This window comes from Sorangium sp. So ce1014 (genome assembly GCF_051521505.1).
Lineage (GTDB): Bacteria > Myxococcota_A > Polyangia > Polyangiales > Polyangiaceae > Sorangium.
Genome location: NZ_CP150356.1, coordinates 10,964,636 through 10,982,177 on the forward strand (window position 1 = coordinate 10,964,636; position 17,542 = coordinate 10,982,177).

Sequence of the window (17,542 nt, forward strand, 5' to 3'; positions counted from 1 at the left end):
AAAATTTCCCATCCCATCAACGTAGACAACATCCGTCGGGGCAAGGACATTAACTCCGAGCTTGTTCGCAATATCTTTTGCGAGCCCGGTCGAGCAAGCACCCGAGTTGCACGCGATCAGGCGAACCGGATGTCCGTTGTAGCCAGTAGACCGTTGGACGAATTGAGCCAATGTTCGATGGCTTACGCTCGCCCACTGACCACCACGAATGACATAGGCAGTGCTCGCGTCGGCGTGGGACACGATGTTGAAGTAGCCACCGCTCTGGGTTGGCACTGCAAGTCCATACTGAGCCAAAAAAATCCATATCGGCACTAAGTGTCGGTGCTGCCCGTGCGACGGGCGGCGCCGCCGAATCGGCACCGCCTCCGGCCCCGCGCATCACCTGCGCGCCCCACCGGGTGACCTGGTTGCCGTAGCGCCGTGCGCCCTCGCCGACCACGCCGGCAACGCCCGTGATCGCCCGCCAAGAGCTCGCCCCGAAGCTCGCGACGCGCGCGCTCATGCCGGCGAACACCCCCGCCTCCGCCGCCATTCCGTACGTGGCCAGCGTCAGCGCGGCGTACGAGACCCCGAGCGAGACGTTGATCGCCGCGTCCCCGTTTTCCTGCAGCCATGCATCGACACCATGGTCGATCAGGGCGCGCGCGACCACATCGCCGCCGGCGTAACCCGGCCCGCTGAACGTGAGCCCGGTCGGCGCGGCGCTCCGGTACGAATCCGGCGTCACGTCGGGCAACGTCGCGCGGACCTGCGGCCACGACATCGGGCCGCCGCCCATAGCTGAGTAGCTCCCGAAAGAGAACTGGAGCGAGCCGACGCTGAGATAGCCGGCGTTGACGAACAGGCCGCACAACCAGGCGGGCGGTACCCAGTAGCCGGTCGGGTCGGTGAACGTCGCCGGGTTGTTGTGGGCGTAGCTGTAGCGGTGCCTCGCCTGGTCGAAGTACGGATCGCTCACCAGCGGGTCCGGGCTGAGGAACCGGCGCTGGGCCGGATCGTAGGCGCGACCCCCCATCTGGATGAGCCCCTGCGGCGCCTGCTCGACCCCCGCGAAGCCGAGTGTCAACGCACCCCACGAGCCCGCCCACGCGCTCCCGTCCGCCTCGATGCGGCGACCGAACGGCTCGTAGTGCAGCCGCTCGGGCGCTGCCCCGGGGGCCAACGTCTCGTCGAATCGCACCGCGGTGCTGCCGATCGCGTCGGGTACCACATAGCTCACGCGGCGGCCGCTGGCGTTGACGATGATGTCGGCCACCGGTCCGTCCGGCCCGTGCACGTGGTGGACATGGGTCTGCTGCGCCCCCGCCTTGTGCCGCTCGTACAGGCCTCCGACGTAGACCCGCTCCAGGAGGCCGACCGGATCGGTCTCGCGGAAGCGCTCGCCCGACGCCGTGTACTGGTAATTCAACCAGATCCCGTTGCGCGTCACCCGCCGCGGCAAGTCGAACGCGGTGTACGTGACCCTGCGATCCCCGGCCCGGATCTGCCGCCCGCGGTGGTCGTAGTCGTACGTCACGCCGCCGGTCGAGTGGTCCAGCTTCTGCGGACCAGCGACGCCTCGATCGACGAACTCCTCGAGGACGGTCGCGCCGCTCAGCACCTTCTCGAGGTTGCCGATCGGATCGTACACGAAGCTCCGCGAGAGGGACGTCGCGCCGCGCGTATTGGTCCATTGCCGCAGCCGGTGCAGCTCGTCGTAGCCGAACGTCTCGACGCGGCCGGCGACGTGGTCCTCGCGCCGCTCGACGTTGCCGTTCGCGTCGGGCGTGTACTCGATGTCCATCAGGTAGTCGCTCGAGCCGCGGTAGGCCTGCAGGCGAGTCGGCTGCCCCATCTCGTCGTACTGGGCCGCGTAGTAGGCGAGCCCGTCGCCGAACTCGCCGGCGCTGAGCGCCCCATCGGCAGCGCGCTCGGTGATCGTCCAGAGCGGCTTCGGGTCCAGCGGGTCCGTCACGTCCTCCACGCGCTCCACGTACGCGCCTTCGTAGGCATTGGCGATGATGAGACGCTGCCCGTTGACCTCCGGGTAGATGGTCTTGATGACCCGCCCGTGCTCGTCTCGATTCACGTCAAGATCGAACCATTCGTTCCCTCCCGATTTCCACCACGTACTGCCGCTGACCCGCCCCGCGTCGTCGTAGCGATACACCACCCGTGTGCCGTCGGCGCTGAACTCCTTGTCGAGCTTGCCAGTGCCGTTGGGAGCGTCCCAGCTCAAGGTCACGGTGCCGTCGACCGTATCCATCGTGTGGATGCGACCGAGCACATCGCGGTTATAGACGGTCGGATCGACCGTGCCCGTGCCGCGCTCGGCGCGGCGGATCTCACCGAAGCCGTTGTAGAACAACCGCGTCGTCCCGGTGTTCGGGTCCTCCTCGCGCATCCTGCGGCCGAGATGGTCGTACCACAGCTCGGTCACGTTATTGTCGGCGTCTCGAGTGATTCCAGGCAGATCGAACGGTTTGTACTCGATCCGGGACGACAGGACCTCCACCCCGTCGACGACGGTGTACGTCTCGATGAGGCGGCCATCGACATCCACGATCTGGCGCTTCCTGGCGTCCTTCGCGTCCTCGTGGGTCGCCTCGAACAGCCCGGCGTACGTCGTCTCGAGCTTGGTACCATCAGCACGACCGACGATGCGTGGGCGGCCGAGCGTGTCATACCAGTGGAGCGTCGTTTCGGGGGTTCCCACGCCATCGCTCCAGTTCGAGCGGCTGTGCAGAACCCCGAGCACGTTGTAGGACATCCTCATCTGCTTCACATTCCCGTCCATGCCCAGGACGGTGCGCATCGTCGGCCGGCCGAGCTTGTCGAGATACGTCGAGCGGACGTCGCCGGACGCGGTCGTCGCGGTCACCTCGAGCGTCAACTCGAGCGTCTGGATTACTTTCTCGGCGTAGGTCAGCGCGACGCTATCCCCTCCCTCCACCGCGGTCCCGCGCGGGCGGCCGAGGTCATCGTACTGGTACAGGGTTTCGACCCCGTCGGGATTCGCCTCGGCGAGCAGCAAGCCGTAAGCCGGGTGGTGGACGAACGTCGTCGTGTGCGCGAGCCCGTTCCACTCCCGCGACGGGAAGATCTGCTCTCCCGTCAAATCGTGCCAGTCAACGCCGGTGAACCGCGGGTCGACCACCCCCGGCGCGGTCCGCGTCACACCCGTGACCTGCCCGTAGCTGCCGTACGCCGGGTCGCGCTCGTACGTGATCGTCTGCTTGATGTCGTCGTTCGTGCTGGTCGGCTCGTTCCATTGCGTGGTGAGCCGTCCCTTCGTGTCGTGCTGAAATCGCACGTGGCGGAAGGACGGCGCGCCGTGCAGGCTCGGCGTCCACGAACGGAAACGATAATCCTTCGGCAGGTCGACCAGCCACGAGATCGTGTTTGCCGGCTCGTGATCGAGCGTGAATTCGCTGCGGACGCCGCCGTTGGTCGTCGCGGTTTGCGCGATCACATTGCCATAGTCGTCGAACTTCGGGTCGACCATGCGCTGGCGAGGCGCCAGCTCGGGGCTCTCACTGACCCCTTCGAGATAGTCCGCCACGCCGGCTTGCGTCGGATCCCAGACCACATCGACGTCTTCCTCCCACTCGAACACGTCCGTCGACTCATCGTTGACGACGTAGGTTTTGTCGCCGTTGAGGGCCCGATGCTGCAAGTCGTGCGAGGTGTAGACGACGCGCGCGCGCGCCGACGTCACCGGGAGCTCGCGGCCCAACGCCTCGATTTCGAGGACGAGCGTGGTGGTGAGCGTTTCCGAGGGGATGAACGCGAACGGATACCGGGTACCGACGCGATACGTGTTGTCGTACTGGACCTCGCTCTCGACCGCCAGCTCAGGCTCCCACGAGCGGATCATCTGAAACCCGAGAAAACCACGACCCAACGCATCGGCGTACGGGTGGAAATACGAGTATCGCGTTCGCCGCTCCGGCGAGAAGACCCAGATCGTCGGCTTGTAGGTGGCGTGCTCAACCACGACGGTCATGCCGCGGCGCACGCAGACGACGGGATAGGACGAGCAGCCCGCGGTCACCGCCGGAGGCTCGGCGCTCTCGGGATAGTCGAACACCCCAGCTACCGGCGTCTTGTTCCGGTAGACGATGTCCTCGCGCCGCAGGAACGCACCGTCGGTGTCGCGGACGCTCGTCACCAGGTCGACGTCGATCGTCGCTATCCCGACATTGTTCCACTCGTTGATGTTGGACCAGGCCACGACCTCGCCGCCGGCGCCGCTCTCGATACCCGCGATGTCGACGCGACCGTCGCCGTCGAAGTCGCCGGTGACGACCCTCGCGAGCTCTCGGTCGTGGGTCAGCGTCTTGAACGGCGCGTACACCGGCTCAGGCGAGCTGGCGAGGGTCTTCGACAGCTGGATCGAGATCGTGTCCGCGTCCGTGTCGTGGAGGACGACGTCCTCGCGGCCGTCGCCGTCGACGTCAGCACGTATCGGTTTGATGTGGCTCGGGTACCACGGATCGGTCGCAGCCAGCCACCGGAGCTCGCGGGCCCCGTCTCCGTCGGGGTCCATGTCGATCGGCTTCGGTCCGGTGGTTCCGTCGTGCCATGGGTCATTCCCGTGGGAGAATGTCTCGGGAGTCCCGTCGGCTCTCAGTCCCACGATCCACGCATCGTACTCCCGCGCGCAGTCGACGCAGTCCTGGTAGCGCAGATAGCGGACGTAGTGCCGCCCGTCGACGACTGCGGTGTGAAACCAGGCATGGTACGCGAGCCGCTCATCCGAGGAGAGCCCGAGAGGCAGACTCATCGGCGGACCGAAGCCTCCGCCGGTGTTCAAGAAGATATCGAACCTCGCCGGCTGATACACGCCGTCAATCGATGGATCCCATGGCTTGACAATGTCCGGGAGCATGTCTCCGTTGAGGTCGGCGAAGAACAGGTGATCGCACCCACCGAACGCGTCTCCGAACGTGCACGTCGGGTCCTGGAAGGCGTCGGGGGCGAGCGTCGCTGCGTTAGCCGGGAGCACGCCGGGGACGAGCTCGAAGTCCAAGGCGTCCTTATTCCACTGCCAGATCTCGTAGCGGAAGATCGCTTGATACTCCGGCCAGGTGTCCGCTTCCTCGAGATCCTCATTGGACCCGTGGACCACCATCACGGCGACCTCGCTGGCGCCGTCCCCGTCGATGTCGACGGGCTGCGCCAGGGACATGTCGCCGATGTCTGACACATTGAAGGAGCCCGAGAGCGGCATCTCGGGGCCTCCGATGTGGATGCGGCGCTGGCCGTTACCATCCGCGTACAACACGTCGTCGTCGCCGTCGCCGTCGACGTCCAGCACCAGCATCGACGAGCCAGGGGCCAGCGAATTACCACCGAACGACGTCGACTTCTCTTCGAACCGATCTCCACCGAACTCACTGAACCTCGAGTAGTCGAACTCGCGCGCGTACGAGCAACCACCCGCCGCCCCGCAGCGCGTCACCGTCGTCAGCCGCGAGTAGCCGGTGTCGGGGCTGGTCTCGTAACCCAGCGAGTAGGTCCATATTGTGGCCTTGGCGTCCGGGTTCGGCGCCTTCATCTCGATGAAGTCGAGCAGCTCGTCCCAGCGATACGTCTCGCCGCTCACGCGGCGCGCTATCGGATCGGGGCGTTCCTTGTAGTTGAAGACGATCTCGCGCTGCGCCTCGGCGCCGCTGTTGTGAAAGGTGTACTGGATCGACTGGACGATGGGAGGCGCCGTGTCTTTGTACATGTACTGGGCGATGTTCCCCGAGCGGTCGTGCTCCTCGGCGAGCGGGAAGCTATCCGTCTTGTCGTCGCCTTGGTCATACGTCCTTCCATAGTACCGGATCCGGTGATCTTTCAGGTACACCATCCAGTTGAAATCCGAGTCACCGAGACGCACGATCTTGGCGATCATGTCGTTCTCGGTGCGGAACTCGTGCGCTCCGATCTGCACCATCAGCGCGCCGTCGAGGCAGAGCCGCTCGCCTTCCGCGGCGATATTATCAGTCGCCACGATCGCGTCGCACCGGTGGACCGCCGAGAGCCCGCCGACGTTCCAGCCGACGCCGAGCGGGCCGTTGCCAGCGCGGCTCGAGTACTCGAGAGAGAGCTGCGGCGTCACCTCGCCGCGCCCCGGGGGAAGCTCGATCGGCAACGAGTAGTGATAGGACCCGTCTGCCTGCACCCCGCCAGATCCCGGCAGGTAGTCGCGCGCGGTCGCCGGCAGGATGTGCGCGGCGGGCGCGAGGTCGGTGAACTCATGCACTGGGTCGGGCGGGATGTAGGTCTGCTGCTGCGCGACCTGCGCGACCTGCGGAATCTCGCTATCGCCGTGACAACCGGCGAAGCTGGCCATCGCGATGCATGTGCCCAGGAGGTATGCCGCGGAGCGTGCGCTCACGAAGGCCTCACGCCTGGGTGTCGTGACGCGCCTTGATGACCGCGGCGCGCGCGGCTCGAGTCCGTTGGAACGGCTTGCTTCGTCGTCCCGCGAAGCCTCGCGAGGCTCAGGCGGTCGAATCTTCGAATTTGGATTATCGCTAATCACAAGACTCTCCTCATCAAGGTGGATGCTCAGAAAGCAGCAAGAACAAGCGAAACGCCGCGCACGGGGCGCCCCCACGCGCTCTCTCCTAAGCGCGGAGGAGCTCCCACGCGTGCACGAGGGCAAGTGGACCCGAGCGCGCCCCGCGCTCATGGCAAAGCAGCCCACGTGCCAGCGCTCGAGGCAGCCTCGATCAAGAAAACCCAGGCGACGACGGCTCCTCGCCGGGCTGCGCTGCTGTTCCAGAGCGGTCCGCGGACCGTCCGCGGACCGTCCGCGGACGCTCCGCTCCGCACCCAGGCGGACGGAGTTACCTCTCGCGCCCCTTTTCGGCGATCCCGAGCTCCCGCTGTCGCAGCTTCAGCCCTCGCTTCGATACCCGGAGGCGCGCCGACATGGCATCGAGATCGCCGGTGCACTCATTGTGGCAGCGCATGAGCTCGTCCTCCGGTATGTCCGCCGCCTTGCGCACGTGCGGGCTACGCTCGATGAGCCGGTAGAGGGTGGTGCGCGACACGCCGAGCGCTGCCGCCGCGGGTCCGATCGACCACTGGCTGTCGCGGAGCGCCGCGATCAGGGCGTCCTCGTCGACCTCCCGCTCCAGGCCTCGCGCCTCCGGCTCGCCGGCGGGGACGTCCACGTCGCGCGTCTCGGCCAATCGCGGTGCATCCGACGGGGGCCGCGCCGTCTGGCGCGCCTGCTCCAGCATCCGCTCCAGGCTCTCGTCGACGACGATGACGTCGGAGCCGCGACTGGAGATCACCAGCTGCCGCGCGACATTCCGGAGCTGGCGCACGTTGCCGGGCCACCCGTGCTGGAGCAACCGCACCATGAGCGATCGAGGGAACCACGGCAGCGCGCCGTCCGCGGTCGGCTCCAGCCGGGAGAGCTCCCCGACGCGCGCGAGCTCCTCGCGGAGGAAGTGAAGCAGCAGGCGGGGAATGTCCTCGCGGCTCCGGCGAAGTGGAGGAAGGGTGATGGTATAGCCCTGGAGCCGGTGGAGCAGCGGCGCGCGAAATCTGCCTTGCGCCACGGCTTGCTCCAGATCGACATCCGTCGCGGCAATGACCCGGACATCCAGCGCGCGCTGCTCGGTGTCGCCGAGCGGCAGGATCGCGCCTGTCTCGAGCGCCCGGAGCAGCATGGCCTGGACATCCATCGACATATCGCCGATCTCGTCAAGGAAGAGCGTCCCGCCCTGCGCGCGCTCGAAGAGGCCCGCGTGGCGCTGGTGAGCGCCCGTGAAGGAGCCCTTCGCGTGCCCGAACAGCTCCGAAGCCGCGGTGGTCGAGGCGAGCGCGGCCATGTTCACCGCGAGCCAGGGACCACCGGCCCGCGGGCTCGCCTGGTGAATGGCCTGGGCGACGCGTTCCTTGCCGGTGCCGGTCTCTCCCCGGAGAAAGGACAGGCACCCGCAGATCGGCGACGCGCGCGACCGACGTGCGGACCTCCTCGAGGGTGTCGCTGTCGCCGACGAGCGCGTGTCTCGGCCCACGGGTCACGGCGGTCGCCACATGGACGAGGATCACGATCCTCCTGGACAGCTGCAACAGGAGCCCTTCGCGCAAGCGCTCCGCGGGAAACTGGCGCGCCTCGTCGACGGGCTCTCCATCGACCGACAGCTGCCCCGGCCCCACAGGCGTGATGGTCAGCGAATCGTCTGCGCCCCAGGTCACAAGGTGAGGCCTCCTGCTCACGTGAGGATCGCGGAGCGGCGCGTGATCGAGGCCACGCGGCTGCGCGAAGTCGGGCGCAAGGCGGGAAAGGGGCGCCGCGCGACCGGGATCGATCGCCGCGGTCGCCCGGGCGCCGACGCGACGCAGGTCCGGGTGGTAGAGCAATGTGAAGAGCAGGCGGCGCGTCCCCGAGGAGGCGCGCTGCGCCGGCGGCGTGTCGAGCCCGTTCAGCGTCTCCACCTGGTGCCATGAGTCCCGCAGCGAGAACTCCGCAGGGGCGGTCTGCTCGCCGTGCATCTCCTCGGTCCTCCCCGCCATGAGCGCGGACGCCTGAGCGACGGTCCCAAGGCCATCGCCGCCCCTGATCTCACTGCTGCACCGGCGCTGAGACACGAGCCGTCAACCTATCACCGAGCGCCTGATGCTCGTCCAGCCGTTGGTTGGTCGGCGCACAATTGCGACCTCCCACGCGGCCTTCCAGCGGACGACCAACGCCGATCGATCTCGTGCTCCGTTCTCGACTACTACCCACACGCTCAAGGACACACCCCGGTCCCTGCTCTCGCCCGTTTCCCCCCGCCGGCCGGCCGGCCGCCCGCAGCCGAGAACTGGGCCCTCGGGATCGGCCTCTGGTACCGGCATGCGAGCCCATGGCCAACCTGGTGCTCGCCGTGCTCACCGCCCGCCGTATCGCGCGCAACGCGGCGCCGCTCGCGTGCGCCCTCGCCCTCGGGGGGCTCGTGGTCCTCGACGCGGCCGAGCGCCTGCCGCAGGTCGCGGCCGCGGCGGCGCTGCTCGTGCTGCTCGCGGCGCTCGTCCAGCGGGCGCGGCGGCGCGCGGCCGCCATCGAGGCGAGCGCGCTGCTCGACCTCGAGGTCGGCGCCCTCCTCGTCGTCGCGACGTTCGCCGCGGTCCTCCGCCTCGACGGCTCGCTCGACGGCGACGCCCACGCCGCCCTCTACGTCGTCATCGCCCTCGTGAGCGCCTTCGCCCGCCCCGCGGCGTCGCTCCTCGTCGCGATCGCCGCCGCCGCCCTCGAGATCGCCGTCCGCTCGGCCATGGCCGCGCGCGGCGCGCCGATCGCGTGGGGCGCCGCCGCGCCGCACATCGGCTTCATGGCCGTCTTCTCGGTGCTGAACGCGGCCGTCCTCCGCGCCGAGATCAGCCGCGTCCGGAAGGCCTCCCACACCCGCCTCCAGGCCGAGATCGAGCGGCTCCGCGACGACGCGCGCAGCTACCGCCTGCTCTCCGCCCCGGCCCAGGCGCGCGGCGCGGCCCAGAAGGGCGACGACGAGCGGCTCGCCCGCTCCGGCGTCGAGGAGATCCACCAGTCGGTGCTCTTCGCGCTCCGCCTCCTGCGCGAGTCGCTGGACCTCTACACCGCGATGCTCCTCTGGCAGAACGACGCCGGCACGCACCTGCGCATCAGCGAGCTCGCGAGCGACGCCCCGAACCTCTCGGAGGGCCCGTTCCTCTCGGGCGACGGCGTCTTCGGCGCGGCGATCACGCAGCGCGCGCCGGTCGTCATCGGGGGCCTCAAGCCCGGCTACAAGCTCCCCTACTACGTCGGCCCCTCCCCGGTGCGCGCCGTCTGCGCGCTGCCGGTGTTCGAGCACGGCAAGCTCCGCGGCGCGCTCGTCGTCGATCGCGTCGAGGACCGGCCGTTCTCGCCGCGGGAGCTCGAGCTCATCGACGAGGCGTGCCGCTACGCCGTGCGCGCCATCCAGAACGAGCGCGTCTTCGTCCAGCTCGAGCGCGCCAAGGTGGAGCAGGGCAAGCTCTACCGCGCCGCCGAGGCGCTCGGCGCCGCCACCACGGAGCCCGGCGTCATCGAGGCGGGCGTCACGAGCGCCCGCGAGATCACGTCGGTCGATTTCGCGGCGGTGACGCTCTACGACGAGGCGCAGAAGGTCCACGAGATCCGCGCCGTGAGCGGCGACGGGGGCGCCGAGCTGACCGGGCAGCGCTTCCGCCACAACGCGGGGCTCGTCTCGATGGTGCTGCAGAACCGGCACCCGCTGCCGTACCGCGGCGAGTACGACGAGAAGCGGCAGATCGTCTTCACCCGCCGCGTGACGCCGCCGTCGATGCCGTCGATCATCGTGCTCCCGCTGGTCGTGCACGACCGGCCGCTCGGCACGCTGGTCCTCGGCTCGCGGCGGCGCGCGGCCTTCACCGACTCGGTGCGGAGCACGCTCGAGGTGCTCGCGAGCCACATGGCCGTGTCGCTCTCGAACGCGCGGATGATGCGGCGCCTCGAGGAGCTCGCGACGATGGACGGGCTCACCGGGCTGCTCAACAAGCGGGCGATGCTCGAGGTGGCCGACCAGAAGATCACGGCGGCGCGGCGGTTCTCGCGGCGGCTCTCGGTGCTCGTGACCGACATCGACCACTTCAAGAAGGTGAACGACACGTACGGCCACGACGTGGGCGACGTGATCATCAAGGGGCTCGGCGACGTGCTCCGGCGCGCGAAGCGCACGACCGACGCGGTCGCGCGCTTCGGCGGCGAGGAGTTCGTGGTGATCTGCGAGGAGACGGACGCGCGCGGCGCGATGCTGCTCGCCGAGCGCGTGCGCGAGGAGCTCGAGCGGACGACGTTCCACGCGGCCGGGAGCGGCGGCCCGGTGCAGTGCCAGGTCACCTGCTCGATCGGGATCGCCACCTACCCCGAGGCGGGCAGCACGTGGGAGGAGCTCTTCAAGGCCGCGGACGAGTCGCTCTACGTCTCGAAGCGGTCGGGCCGGAACCGCTCCACGGCGTGGTCGCCGGCGAACCGGTCGAGCAGCGGGCCCCCGCCCGCGGCCGAGGCGACCGCGCCGGCGAAGCCCGGGACGGAGGCCCTGTCGGCGAGGCCCCCGGCGGCGAGCACGAGACCCCCGGCACCGGCGAGCACGACGGTGCGGCCCCCCGCGCCGGCGAGCACGACCGCGAGGCCCCCCGCGCCGGCGAGCACGACCGCGAGGCCCCCCGCGCCGGCGAGCACGACCGCGAGGCCCCCGGCGACGGCGCCCGCGCCGCAGCGCAGGCCGTCTGCGGCGGGCGGCGGCCCGGCGCCCGCGGGGCACGACGGCGCACCGCCCGGCGGGAAGCGCGCCGCGGCCTCCTCGCCCTCGCCGACGCCGGCCAGGACGCCCGCTGAGGCCGAGCCTCGGAGCAAGCCGAGGCGTCCGCCGGAGGTCGATCCCACGAGCAAGCCGAAGACCGCGGCCTGAGCGGGGCGCGCCGCTTGCGGCGCCAGCGCGGCGGGAACATAAGCCACCTCGGCGCGGCGAGGCGAAGCCAAGGAGGCGCGATGAGCTCGGACCCGGATCGCGACGACCCGAAGGAGGATCTCAAGCAGGGGCTGAGCCTGCTCTGGCGCGCGGCGCGCAAGACGGCCGTGGACCTGCGCAAGGACATCGATCGCACGAGCGTCGGCAAGGCGATCGACGACGCCGGGCGCGAGCTCGTGCGGGCGGCGTCCAACGTGGTCGGCCGGCTCGGCGCCGAGCTGAGCAAGGAGCCGCCGCCGGCGCCGCCGCGCGAGGACCGCCCCGAGGGCGGCGCCGGGCCCGACGCGCCCGCGGCGCGGCCCACCGGGCCCACCCCGGAGGATCCCGGGTTCCGCATCGCGGTCGACCCGGAGGACAAGGACGAGAAGCCCCGCTGAGGGCGGGCTTCACGGGGGGCCGGCCGCGGTCGTGGGGCGCTCGGGGCGCGGTGCGGCGAGCGCCGCGGCGGTGAGCCCGTCGGCCTGCACCACGCACGCCTGGACCGGCCGGCCCAGCGAGGCGCGCCCCGCCACGGCCCCGCCCTGCGCGTCGAGGAACGAGATCCCGCCGCGCGCGTCGCACAGCGCGAAGCCGCCGACATAGGCCGCTCCGCCGAGGAAGTCCGCGTCTCCCGCGTGGGCCCACGCGAGCTCGCCCGAGCGCGCGTCGAGGCCGACGGCGGCCCGGTAGTACGTCGCCACGAAGCGCTCCGCCTCGACGCCGGGCGGCCCGGATGCGCGGGGGCGGGCGTAGAGCCGTACCTTGTCCTCGGCCGAGGCGATGGGCGCGAGCACCTCGGTCCCGTCGGTCATCCAGACCGGCGCCCCGGGCAGCTCGCGCGCTGGCAGCCGCGCCGTCGACGCGTGCCCGGCCGCACCGAGCCCGATGGCCTCGTCGAGGCGCGTCGCCGCCGCGCCGCCGCCGAAGAAGACGGCGCCGCCGAGCAGGAAGGCGCGGCTCACCTCGGTGCGGAGGAGCGCCCGCGCCACCTCGCCGCCCGTCTGCAGGTCGAAGACGGTGACGTACCGCCCCTGCCAGGGCAGGAACGCGTAGCGCCCCACGACGGCCGGCACGCCGATGGTGGCGGAGTCCTCGATCTGGCGCTGCACCATCCCGTCGTGGCCGATGGCGAGCACCACGCTCAGGGTGCCGGTGGTCGACACGAGCGACACAACGGTGGTCTCTCCGTCGTCGCCCGCGCCGCGGAGCCTGCCGCCGGCCCTCCGCGTCCAGAGCAGCTGGCCTGTGCGCGCGTCGAGCGCGAACAGCTCGCCCTGGCCGAGCCCGACGACGACGCTCCCCGCGACGGCCGGCCGCGCGTCGAGCGGGTGCGCGAAGGTCCACGCCGGGCCGCCGCCGAGCGGCACCCCGACGAGCTGGCGCGCCCCTGAGCCCGCGACGACGCCGACCGCCACGTCGGCGCCGAGGGGGATGGGCCTGCCCGCGAAGCGCTGCTGGAAGGCCGCGATGCCGGCGCCGCCGTCGTCCTTCCAGCGCGGGTCGAAGGCCTCGCCCTGCGTCTGTCCGCCGCCGCAGCCGCCGGAGAGGGCCGCGATCGCGACGCCCGGCGCGAGGACGAGCGCGCGGGCGCGGGCGGCGGCGCGGGGCGAGCGCGGGGGTCGCATGCGAGGTGTCCTGCGGCGGTCGTAGCGCGGCTCCGGTTGGCCGAGCAAGGAAGCGTCGGGGCGGCCAGGGGTGATGCGAGCGCACGAGGGGTGCGGCGAGCTACCGCGGGCGCTCCTCGCGCTCGCCCCCGCCCCCGCCCCCGGTCCTCGAAGGGGGCGTGCTAGAAGGCCCGCGTGCACTTCACCATCTGTCACGAGCTCGACGCGCCCCTCGACGCCATCGAGCTCGCCGTGCTCTCGCCGGAGCTCGGGCCGCGGCTGGCCAGGAAGGTCGCCTCCATCGAGAGCGTCGTCACGATCGAGCACGCGCTCCACGACGGCGAGCTCCTGCGCATCCTCCGCTTCCAGGCCAGAGCGCCGCTGCCGATCTTCAAGGGCTATCCCGTCGCCAAGGACGCCATGTCCTGGGAGGAGCGCTCGACCTACCGGCTCTCGGATCACGCCTCCACCTGGCAGGTGAGCCCGAAGGAGCAGTGGCGCAGCTACTTCCGCTCCACAGGCACGTACCAGCTCGAGCCCCTGCCCGAGGGACGCACCCGCCGCCGCGTCGACGGCGACATCGAGATCCGGCTGCGCCTGCTCGGCCCGCTCGTCGAACGCCTCGCCCTCGCCGAGGTCCAGCGGACGTACGACGCCGAAGCGGATACCCTCCGGGAGCTCGTCAGCGCATGAACGACCTACCCCGCCCCCAAAGCCCCGCCCGCCGTGCCCCCTTCGCCCGCGCCGCCGCGCTCCTCGGCGTGTACGCGACCGCCGCGCTCGCCGCGCTCGCCGCGCCGACCGCCGCGCTCGCCGCGCCGACCGACGGGCCCTCGCAGCCGATCCCGGATCCGGGCAAGGCCGTCGCCAGCAGCGACGACACCTCGGCCATCGCGGTGAACCCCGCGAACCTCTCCTTCCTGCCAGGCACCGAGCTCCGGTGGACCTGGGTCTCCACCGGCTCGGCCTCGCCGCTGCCGGCGCGCGGCCACTCGATCGCGCTCGGCGTGCCGCTCTGGTACGTGTCGACCGGCCTGCGCTTCGACTTCCTCGACCCGCCCGAGGCCGCGGCGGCGCCGCTCGACAGCGCCGCGCGCTGGGTCCGCTGGGGGCTCGCGCTCGACACAGGCCCGGGCTTCGCGTTCGGGACGACGCTCGGCTGGGGCAGCTCCGACGCGCCGGCGCTCGACGGGTACTTCTCGCTCACGAGCGGCGTCACCCTCCGGCCCTTCACCTGGCTCTCGCTCTCGGCCGTCGCGCGCGACTGGAACCGCCCCGAGAGCCGCCTCCGCGTGGCCCTCGAGCGCAGCTGGGATTTCGGCGTCGCCGTGCGACCCGTGGGCGGCCGGCGCGCGCTCGAGATCGGGCTCGAGACCGCCTACGTCGAGGACAGCGACCCCGACGAGAGCGGCGCCTGGACGCCGCGGGCCACCCTCGGCCTGCGGGTGCCCTACGTCGGTACCCTCCGGGGCGACGTGACGCTGCGCGACCTCGCGGCCGACGGCGGCCCGCACATCGCGGCCATGGCCGGGCTCGACGTCAACGTCGGCGAGCTGCAGGCCTCCGCCGGCGGCGTCTTCGGCGACGCCGTCACGAAGAGCGGCACCGGCTTCTACACAGGCGTCGCGCTCCGCAGCTTCTCCGAGCCGGGCGTCCAGCTGCCGGCCCGCGTCGTCCGCGTCCGCCTCGACTCGACCCCGGGCGTCCGCAGGCACACGCGGTTCCTCCAGCAGCTCTGGCGCCTCGCCGAGGACCCGGAGGTCTCCGGCGTCGCGCTCGTGCTCCGCGCCGAGCCGGCCAGCTCGCTCGCCCACGCCGAGGAGGTCGCCGACGCGATCCGCAACCTGCGGAGCCACGGCAAGAAGGTCCTCTGCCACCTCGAGGACGCCGGCGGGCGCTCGCTCCACGTGTGCTCGCACGCCGACGCCATCGCGATGAACCCCGCGGGGGGCCTGCGCTTCTCCGGCATCTCGTCGAGCTACTTCTACTTCGGCGGGCTCCTGAAGAAGCTCGGCGTGCAGGCCGACATCGTCCGCATCGGCGCGCACAAGCTCGCCGCCGAGCAGTTCGCCCGCGAGGGCAGCACCCAGGTCGGCAAGGACGACCACCAGGCGCTGCTCGACGAGCTCTCCGGCGCCTTCCTCGGCGAGGTGAGCGCCGGGCGCCGCATCCCCGTCGAGGAGCTCAAGCGGCGGCTCGCGCGCGGCCCGTTCCTCGCGCAGGAGGCGCGGCAGAGCGGCCTCGTCGACCTGCTCGCCTACGACGACGAGCTCGGCCGCGTCGTCGACGAGGTGATGGGGCGCTCCTCCCGCCTCGTCGACGATGACCCGGGCGACGAGGCGCCGGAGCGCTGGGGCTACTCGCCCAAGATCGCGCTCGTCTACCTCGACGGCGACATGATCGACGGCGAGAGCCGGTCGATCCCGCTGCTCGGCGTCAAGCTCGCGGGCTCGTACACGGTCGCGGGCGCGCTGCGCCGCGCGCGCGAGGACCGCAACGTCCGCGCCGTCGTGCTCCGCGTCGAGACCGGCGGGGGCTCGACGCTCGCGTCGGACGTCATCCTCCGCGAGGCGATCCTCACGGCGCGCGTGAAGCCGCTCATCGTCTCGATGGGCTCGCAGGCCGCGAGCGGCGGCTACTACGCGTCCGTCGCCGGCGGCACCCTCTTCGCGACCCGCTCCACGATCACCGGGTCGATCGGCATCTTCTACGGGAAGGTGGACGTCACCGGGCTGCTGCAGAAGCTCGGCGTCGGCCTCGAGACGTTCCGCTCTTCGCCGCGCGCCGACGCCGAGTCGCTCTACAGGCCGTTCACCGACGACGAGCGCGAGCAGCTCGGCGTCAAGGTCAAGCAGCTCTACGACCGGTTCGTCGCCCGCGTCGCCGAGGGCCGGCGCATGCGGCCCGACGAGGTCGACGCCGTCGCGCGCGGGCGCGTGTGGACCGGCGCCCAGGCCCTGGAGCGCCGGCTCATCGATCGCATCGGCGGGCTCCGCGAGGCGCTCGCCGAGGCGCGCCGGCTGGGCCGGCTGCCCGACGACGCGCCCGTCCTGTCGCTCCCCGAGGAGGACACGTCGCTCCTCGGCTACGCCCTCAGCCTTGTCGGCTTCTCGGCGCAGGCCCAGGGCGAGCTCGCGACGGCGACCCTCCCGCCCGTGATGCTCGACGCCGCGCGCGCCCTCACGCCGTTCCTCGTGTTCGGCGCCGACAGGCCGCTCGCGCGCAGCGAGTTCGCCGGGGAGATCTCGTTCGGCGTCCCCACCACGGCCCGCGAGGACGCGCCCCGAGGGCCCGCCCCGCGCGCGCAGGCGGAGCGCTGAGCCCATGGAGAAGGCCGAGGCCGCCGGCCCGCCGCTCCTCGACGCCCGCGCCGCGCGCATCGCCGTCGACGACGTCGTCGCGATCGACGCGCTCACGGCGGAGGCGCGCGGCGATCGCGTGCTCTGCGCCGGCGACACAGGCGCGCTCTTCGCGGCGCTCACCGGCATCCCGTTCTCGGCCGTCCGCGCGCCGGCGCCGGGCGCCGCGGCGGACGACGCGGCGCCCGGCGAGGCGCGCGTCGTCGCCGGGCGCCTCGAGGTCGCGGGCCGCGACGTCGGGCGCTCCGCGCACCGCGCCGCGAGCGGGGCGGCGCCGCTCGATCCGCCGCTGCCGCTCGCGTGGACCGCGGACGCCTACGTCGCGTGGAGCGCGCGGCTCTCCGGGGCCTCGCCGCGCGCGGCCGCCGAGATGGCGCCGCCCGCCCTGGCGCGGGTCGGCCTCGCGGCCGCCCGGAAGCGCACGCTCCGGACGCTGGCGCTGCCCGAGCGCCGCGCGCTCGTCCTCGCCCAGGCGATCGTGACGGCGCCGGCCGTGCTGATCGCCGAGGATCCGCTCGTCGGCCTCGACGACGGCGCCGCCGGCTTCGTCCTGGCCGCGCTCGCGGGCGCCACCGAGGGCCGCGGCGCGCTGCTCACGGCGGCGCGGCTCGACGTCGAGGGCCCTCGGGGCGTCCTGGTCCGCGGCGCCACCGACGTGCTCGTGCTCGCCGGCGGCGAGCTCGCCTTCTCGGGCACCTTCGCGGAGATCGCCGCCGGGGGCCGCGTCTACACCCTCACCGTCCGCAGCAACGCGGAGCTCCTCCGCGAGGAGCTCGCCGCCCGGGGCATCGCGCTGCGCGGAGGGCCGGCGCGCTTCTCGGCCGCGCTGCCCGAGGGCGCGACGACCCGCGACCTCGTCCTGGCCGCCACGCGCTGCCGCGCCGCGATCGTCGAGCTCACGCCCCTCTTCTGAGGGCCTTGGGTCGAGCGTCCACCGGAGCGCAGGCCCAGCAGCGGCTGTGGTGCTCGGCGCAGCAGCCGCTCCGCGGGCGACGATCCCGGGGCGACACGGCGCAGCAGCCGCTCCGCGGGCGACGATCCCGGGGCGAGACGGCGCAGCAGCCGCTCCGCGGGCGACGGTCCCGGGGCGAGACGGCGCTCGGGCCGTCGGAAAGGCGAGATCCGACGGCGCCGG

At 71.7% G+C, this 17,542-nt stretch carries 9 protein-coding genes; 6 read left to right on the plus strand and 3 right to left on the minus strand.

The window, feature by feature from the left end; all coding sequences use genetic code 11:
* Positions 1-49 precede the first annotated feature (49 nt).
* Together WME75_RS41700 and WME75_RS41705 are read right to left on the minus strand one after the other, a co-directional pair.
* Positions 50-6,325 (minus strand): RHS repeat-associated core domain-containing protein, encoded by a 6,276-nt coding sequence (locus tag WME75_RS41700; RefSeq protein ID WP_437482752.1) that lies wholly within the window; start codon positions 6,323-6,325, stop codon positions 50-52.
* A 499-nt stretch (positions 6,326-6,824) separates the two neighbouring features.
* Positions 6,825-8,009, minus strand: coding sequence for a sigma 54-interacting transcriptional regulator (locus tag WME75_RS41705; RefSeq protein ID WP_437482755.1), 1,185 nt, complete (start codon positions 8,007-8,009; stop codon positions 6,825-6,827).
* A gap of 347 nt (positions 8,010-8,356) precedes the next feature.
* Between WME75_RS41705 and WME75_RS41710 the strand changes: the two genes are divergently transcribed.
* From WME75_RS41710 to WME75_RS41720, 3 genes are all read left to right on the plus strand, one after another.
* On the plus strand, positions 8,357-8,524 hold the full coding sequence (locus WME75_RS41710; protein WP_437482758.1) for a hypothetical protein: 168 nt from the start codon (positions 8,357-8,359) through the stop codon (positions 8,522-8,524).
* A gap of 316 nt (positions 8,525-8,840) precedes the next feature.
* A complete protein-coding gene (locus WME75_RS41715) occupies positions 8,841-11,405 on the plus strand; it encodes a diguanylate cyclase (RefSeq protein WP_437482761.1) in 2,565 nt (854 codons plus the stop codon).
* Positions 11,406-11,485: 80 nt separating this feature from the next.
* Positions 11,486-11,842, plus strand: a complete 357-nt coding sequence (locus tag WME75_RS41720) for a hypothetical protein (protein WP_437482763.1) — start codon at positions 11,486-11,488, stop codon at positions 11,840-11,842.
* 9 nt (positions 11,843-11,851) lie between these two features.
* Here the strand turns inward: WME75_RS41720 and WME75_RS41725 are convergent, their stop codons facing one another.
* On the minus strand, positions 11,852-13,069 hold the full coding sequence (locus WME75_RS41725; RefSeq protein WP_437482766.1) for an outer membrane protein assembly factor BamB family protein: 1,218 nt from the start codon (positions 13,067-13,069) through the stop codon (positions 11,852-11,854).
* Between the two features lie 174 nt (positions 13,070-13,243).
* Between WME75_RS41725 and WME75_RS41730 the strand changes: the two genes are divergently transcribed.
* From WME75_RS41730 to WME75_RS41740, 3 genes are read left to right on the plus strand one after another with little or no spacing between them, the layout of a single operon-like run.
* Complete coding sequence (locus WME75_RS41730; protein ID WP_437482769.1) at positions 13,244-13,741, plus strand: DUF2505 domain-containing protein; 498 nt, start codon at positions 13,244-13,246, stop codon at positions 13,739-13,741.
* Positions 13,738-16,368 carry a signal peptide peptidase SppA gene (gene sppA, locus WME75_RS41735; protein WP_437482772.1) on the plus strand — a complete coding sequence of 877 codons (2,631 nt, stop codon included), beginning with the start codon at positions 13,738-13,740 and terminating at the stop codon, positions 16,366-16,368. Before WME75_RS41730 ends, sppA begins: the two co-directional genes overlap by 4 nt.
* A 4-nt stretch (positions 16,369-16,372) precedes the next feature.
* Positions 16,373-17,320 carry an ABC transporter ATP-binding protein gene (locus WME75_RS41740; RefSeq protein WP_437482774.1) on the plus strand — a complete coding sequence of 316 codons (948 nt, stop codon included), beginning with the start codon at positions 16,373-16,375 and terminating at the stop codon, positions 17,318-17,320.
* Positions 17,321-17,542: the final 222 nt, after the last annotated feature.

What these genes read in the sequence shown, in the direction of transcription:
- sppA (WP_437482772.1), top strand. Translation starts at nt 13,738, where the DNA reads ATGAACGACCTACCCCGCCCCCAAAGCCCCGCCCGCCGTGCCCCCTTC.
- WME75_RS41720 (WP_437482763.1), top strand. Translation starts at nt 11,486, where the DNA reads ATGAGCTCGGACCCGGATCGCGACGACCCGAAGGAGGATCTCAAGCAG.
- WME75_RS41725 (WP_437482766.1), bottom strand. Translation starts at nt 13,069, where the DNA reads ATGCGACCCCCGCGCTCGCCCCGCGCCGCCGCCCGCGCCCGCGCGCTC.
- WME75_RS41700 (WP_437482752.1), bottom strand. Translation starts at nt 6,325, where the DNA reads ATGGCCAGCTTCGCCGGTTGTCACGGCGATAGCGAGATTCCGCAGGTC.
- WME75_RS41740 (WP_437482774.1), top strand. Translation starts at nt 16,373, where the DNA reads ATGGAGAAGGCCGAGGCCGCCGGCCCGCCGCTCCTCGACGCCCGCGCC.
- WME75_RS41715 (WP_437482761.1), top strand. Translation starts at nt 8,841, where the DNA reads ATGGCCAACCTGGTGCTCGCCGTGCTCACCGCCCGCCGTATCGCGCGC.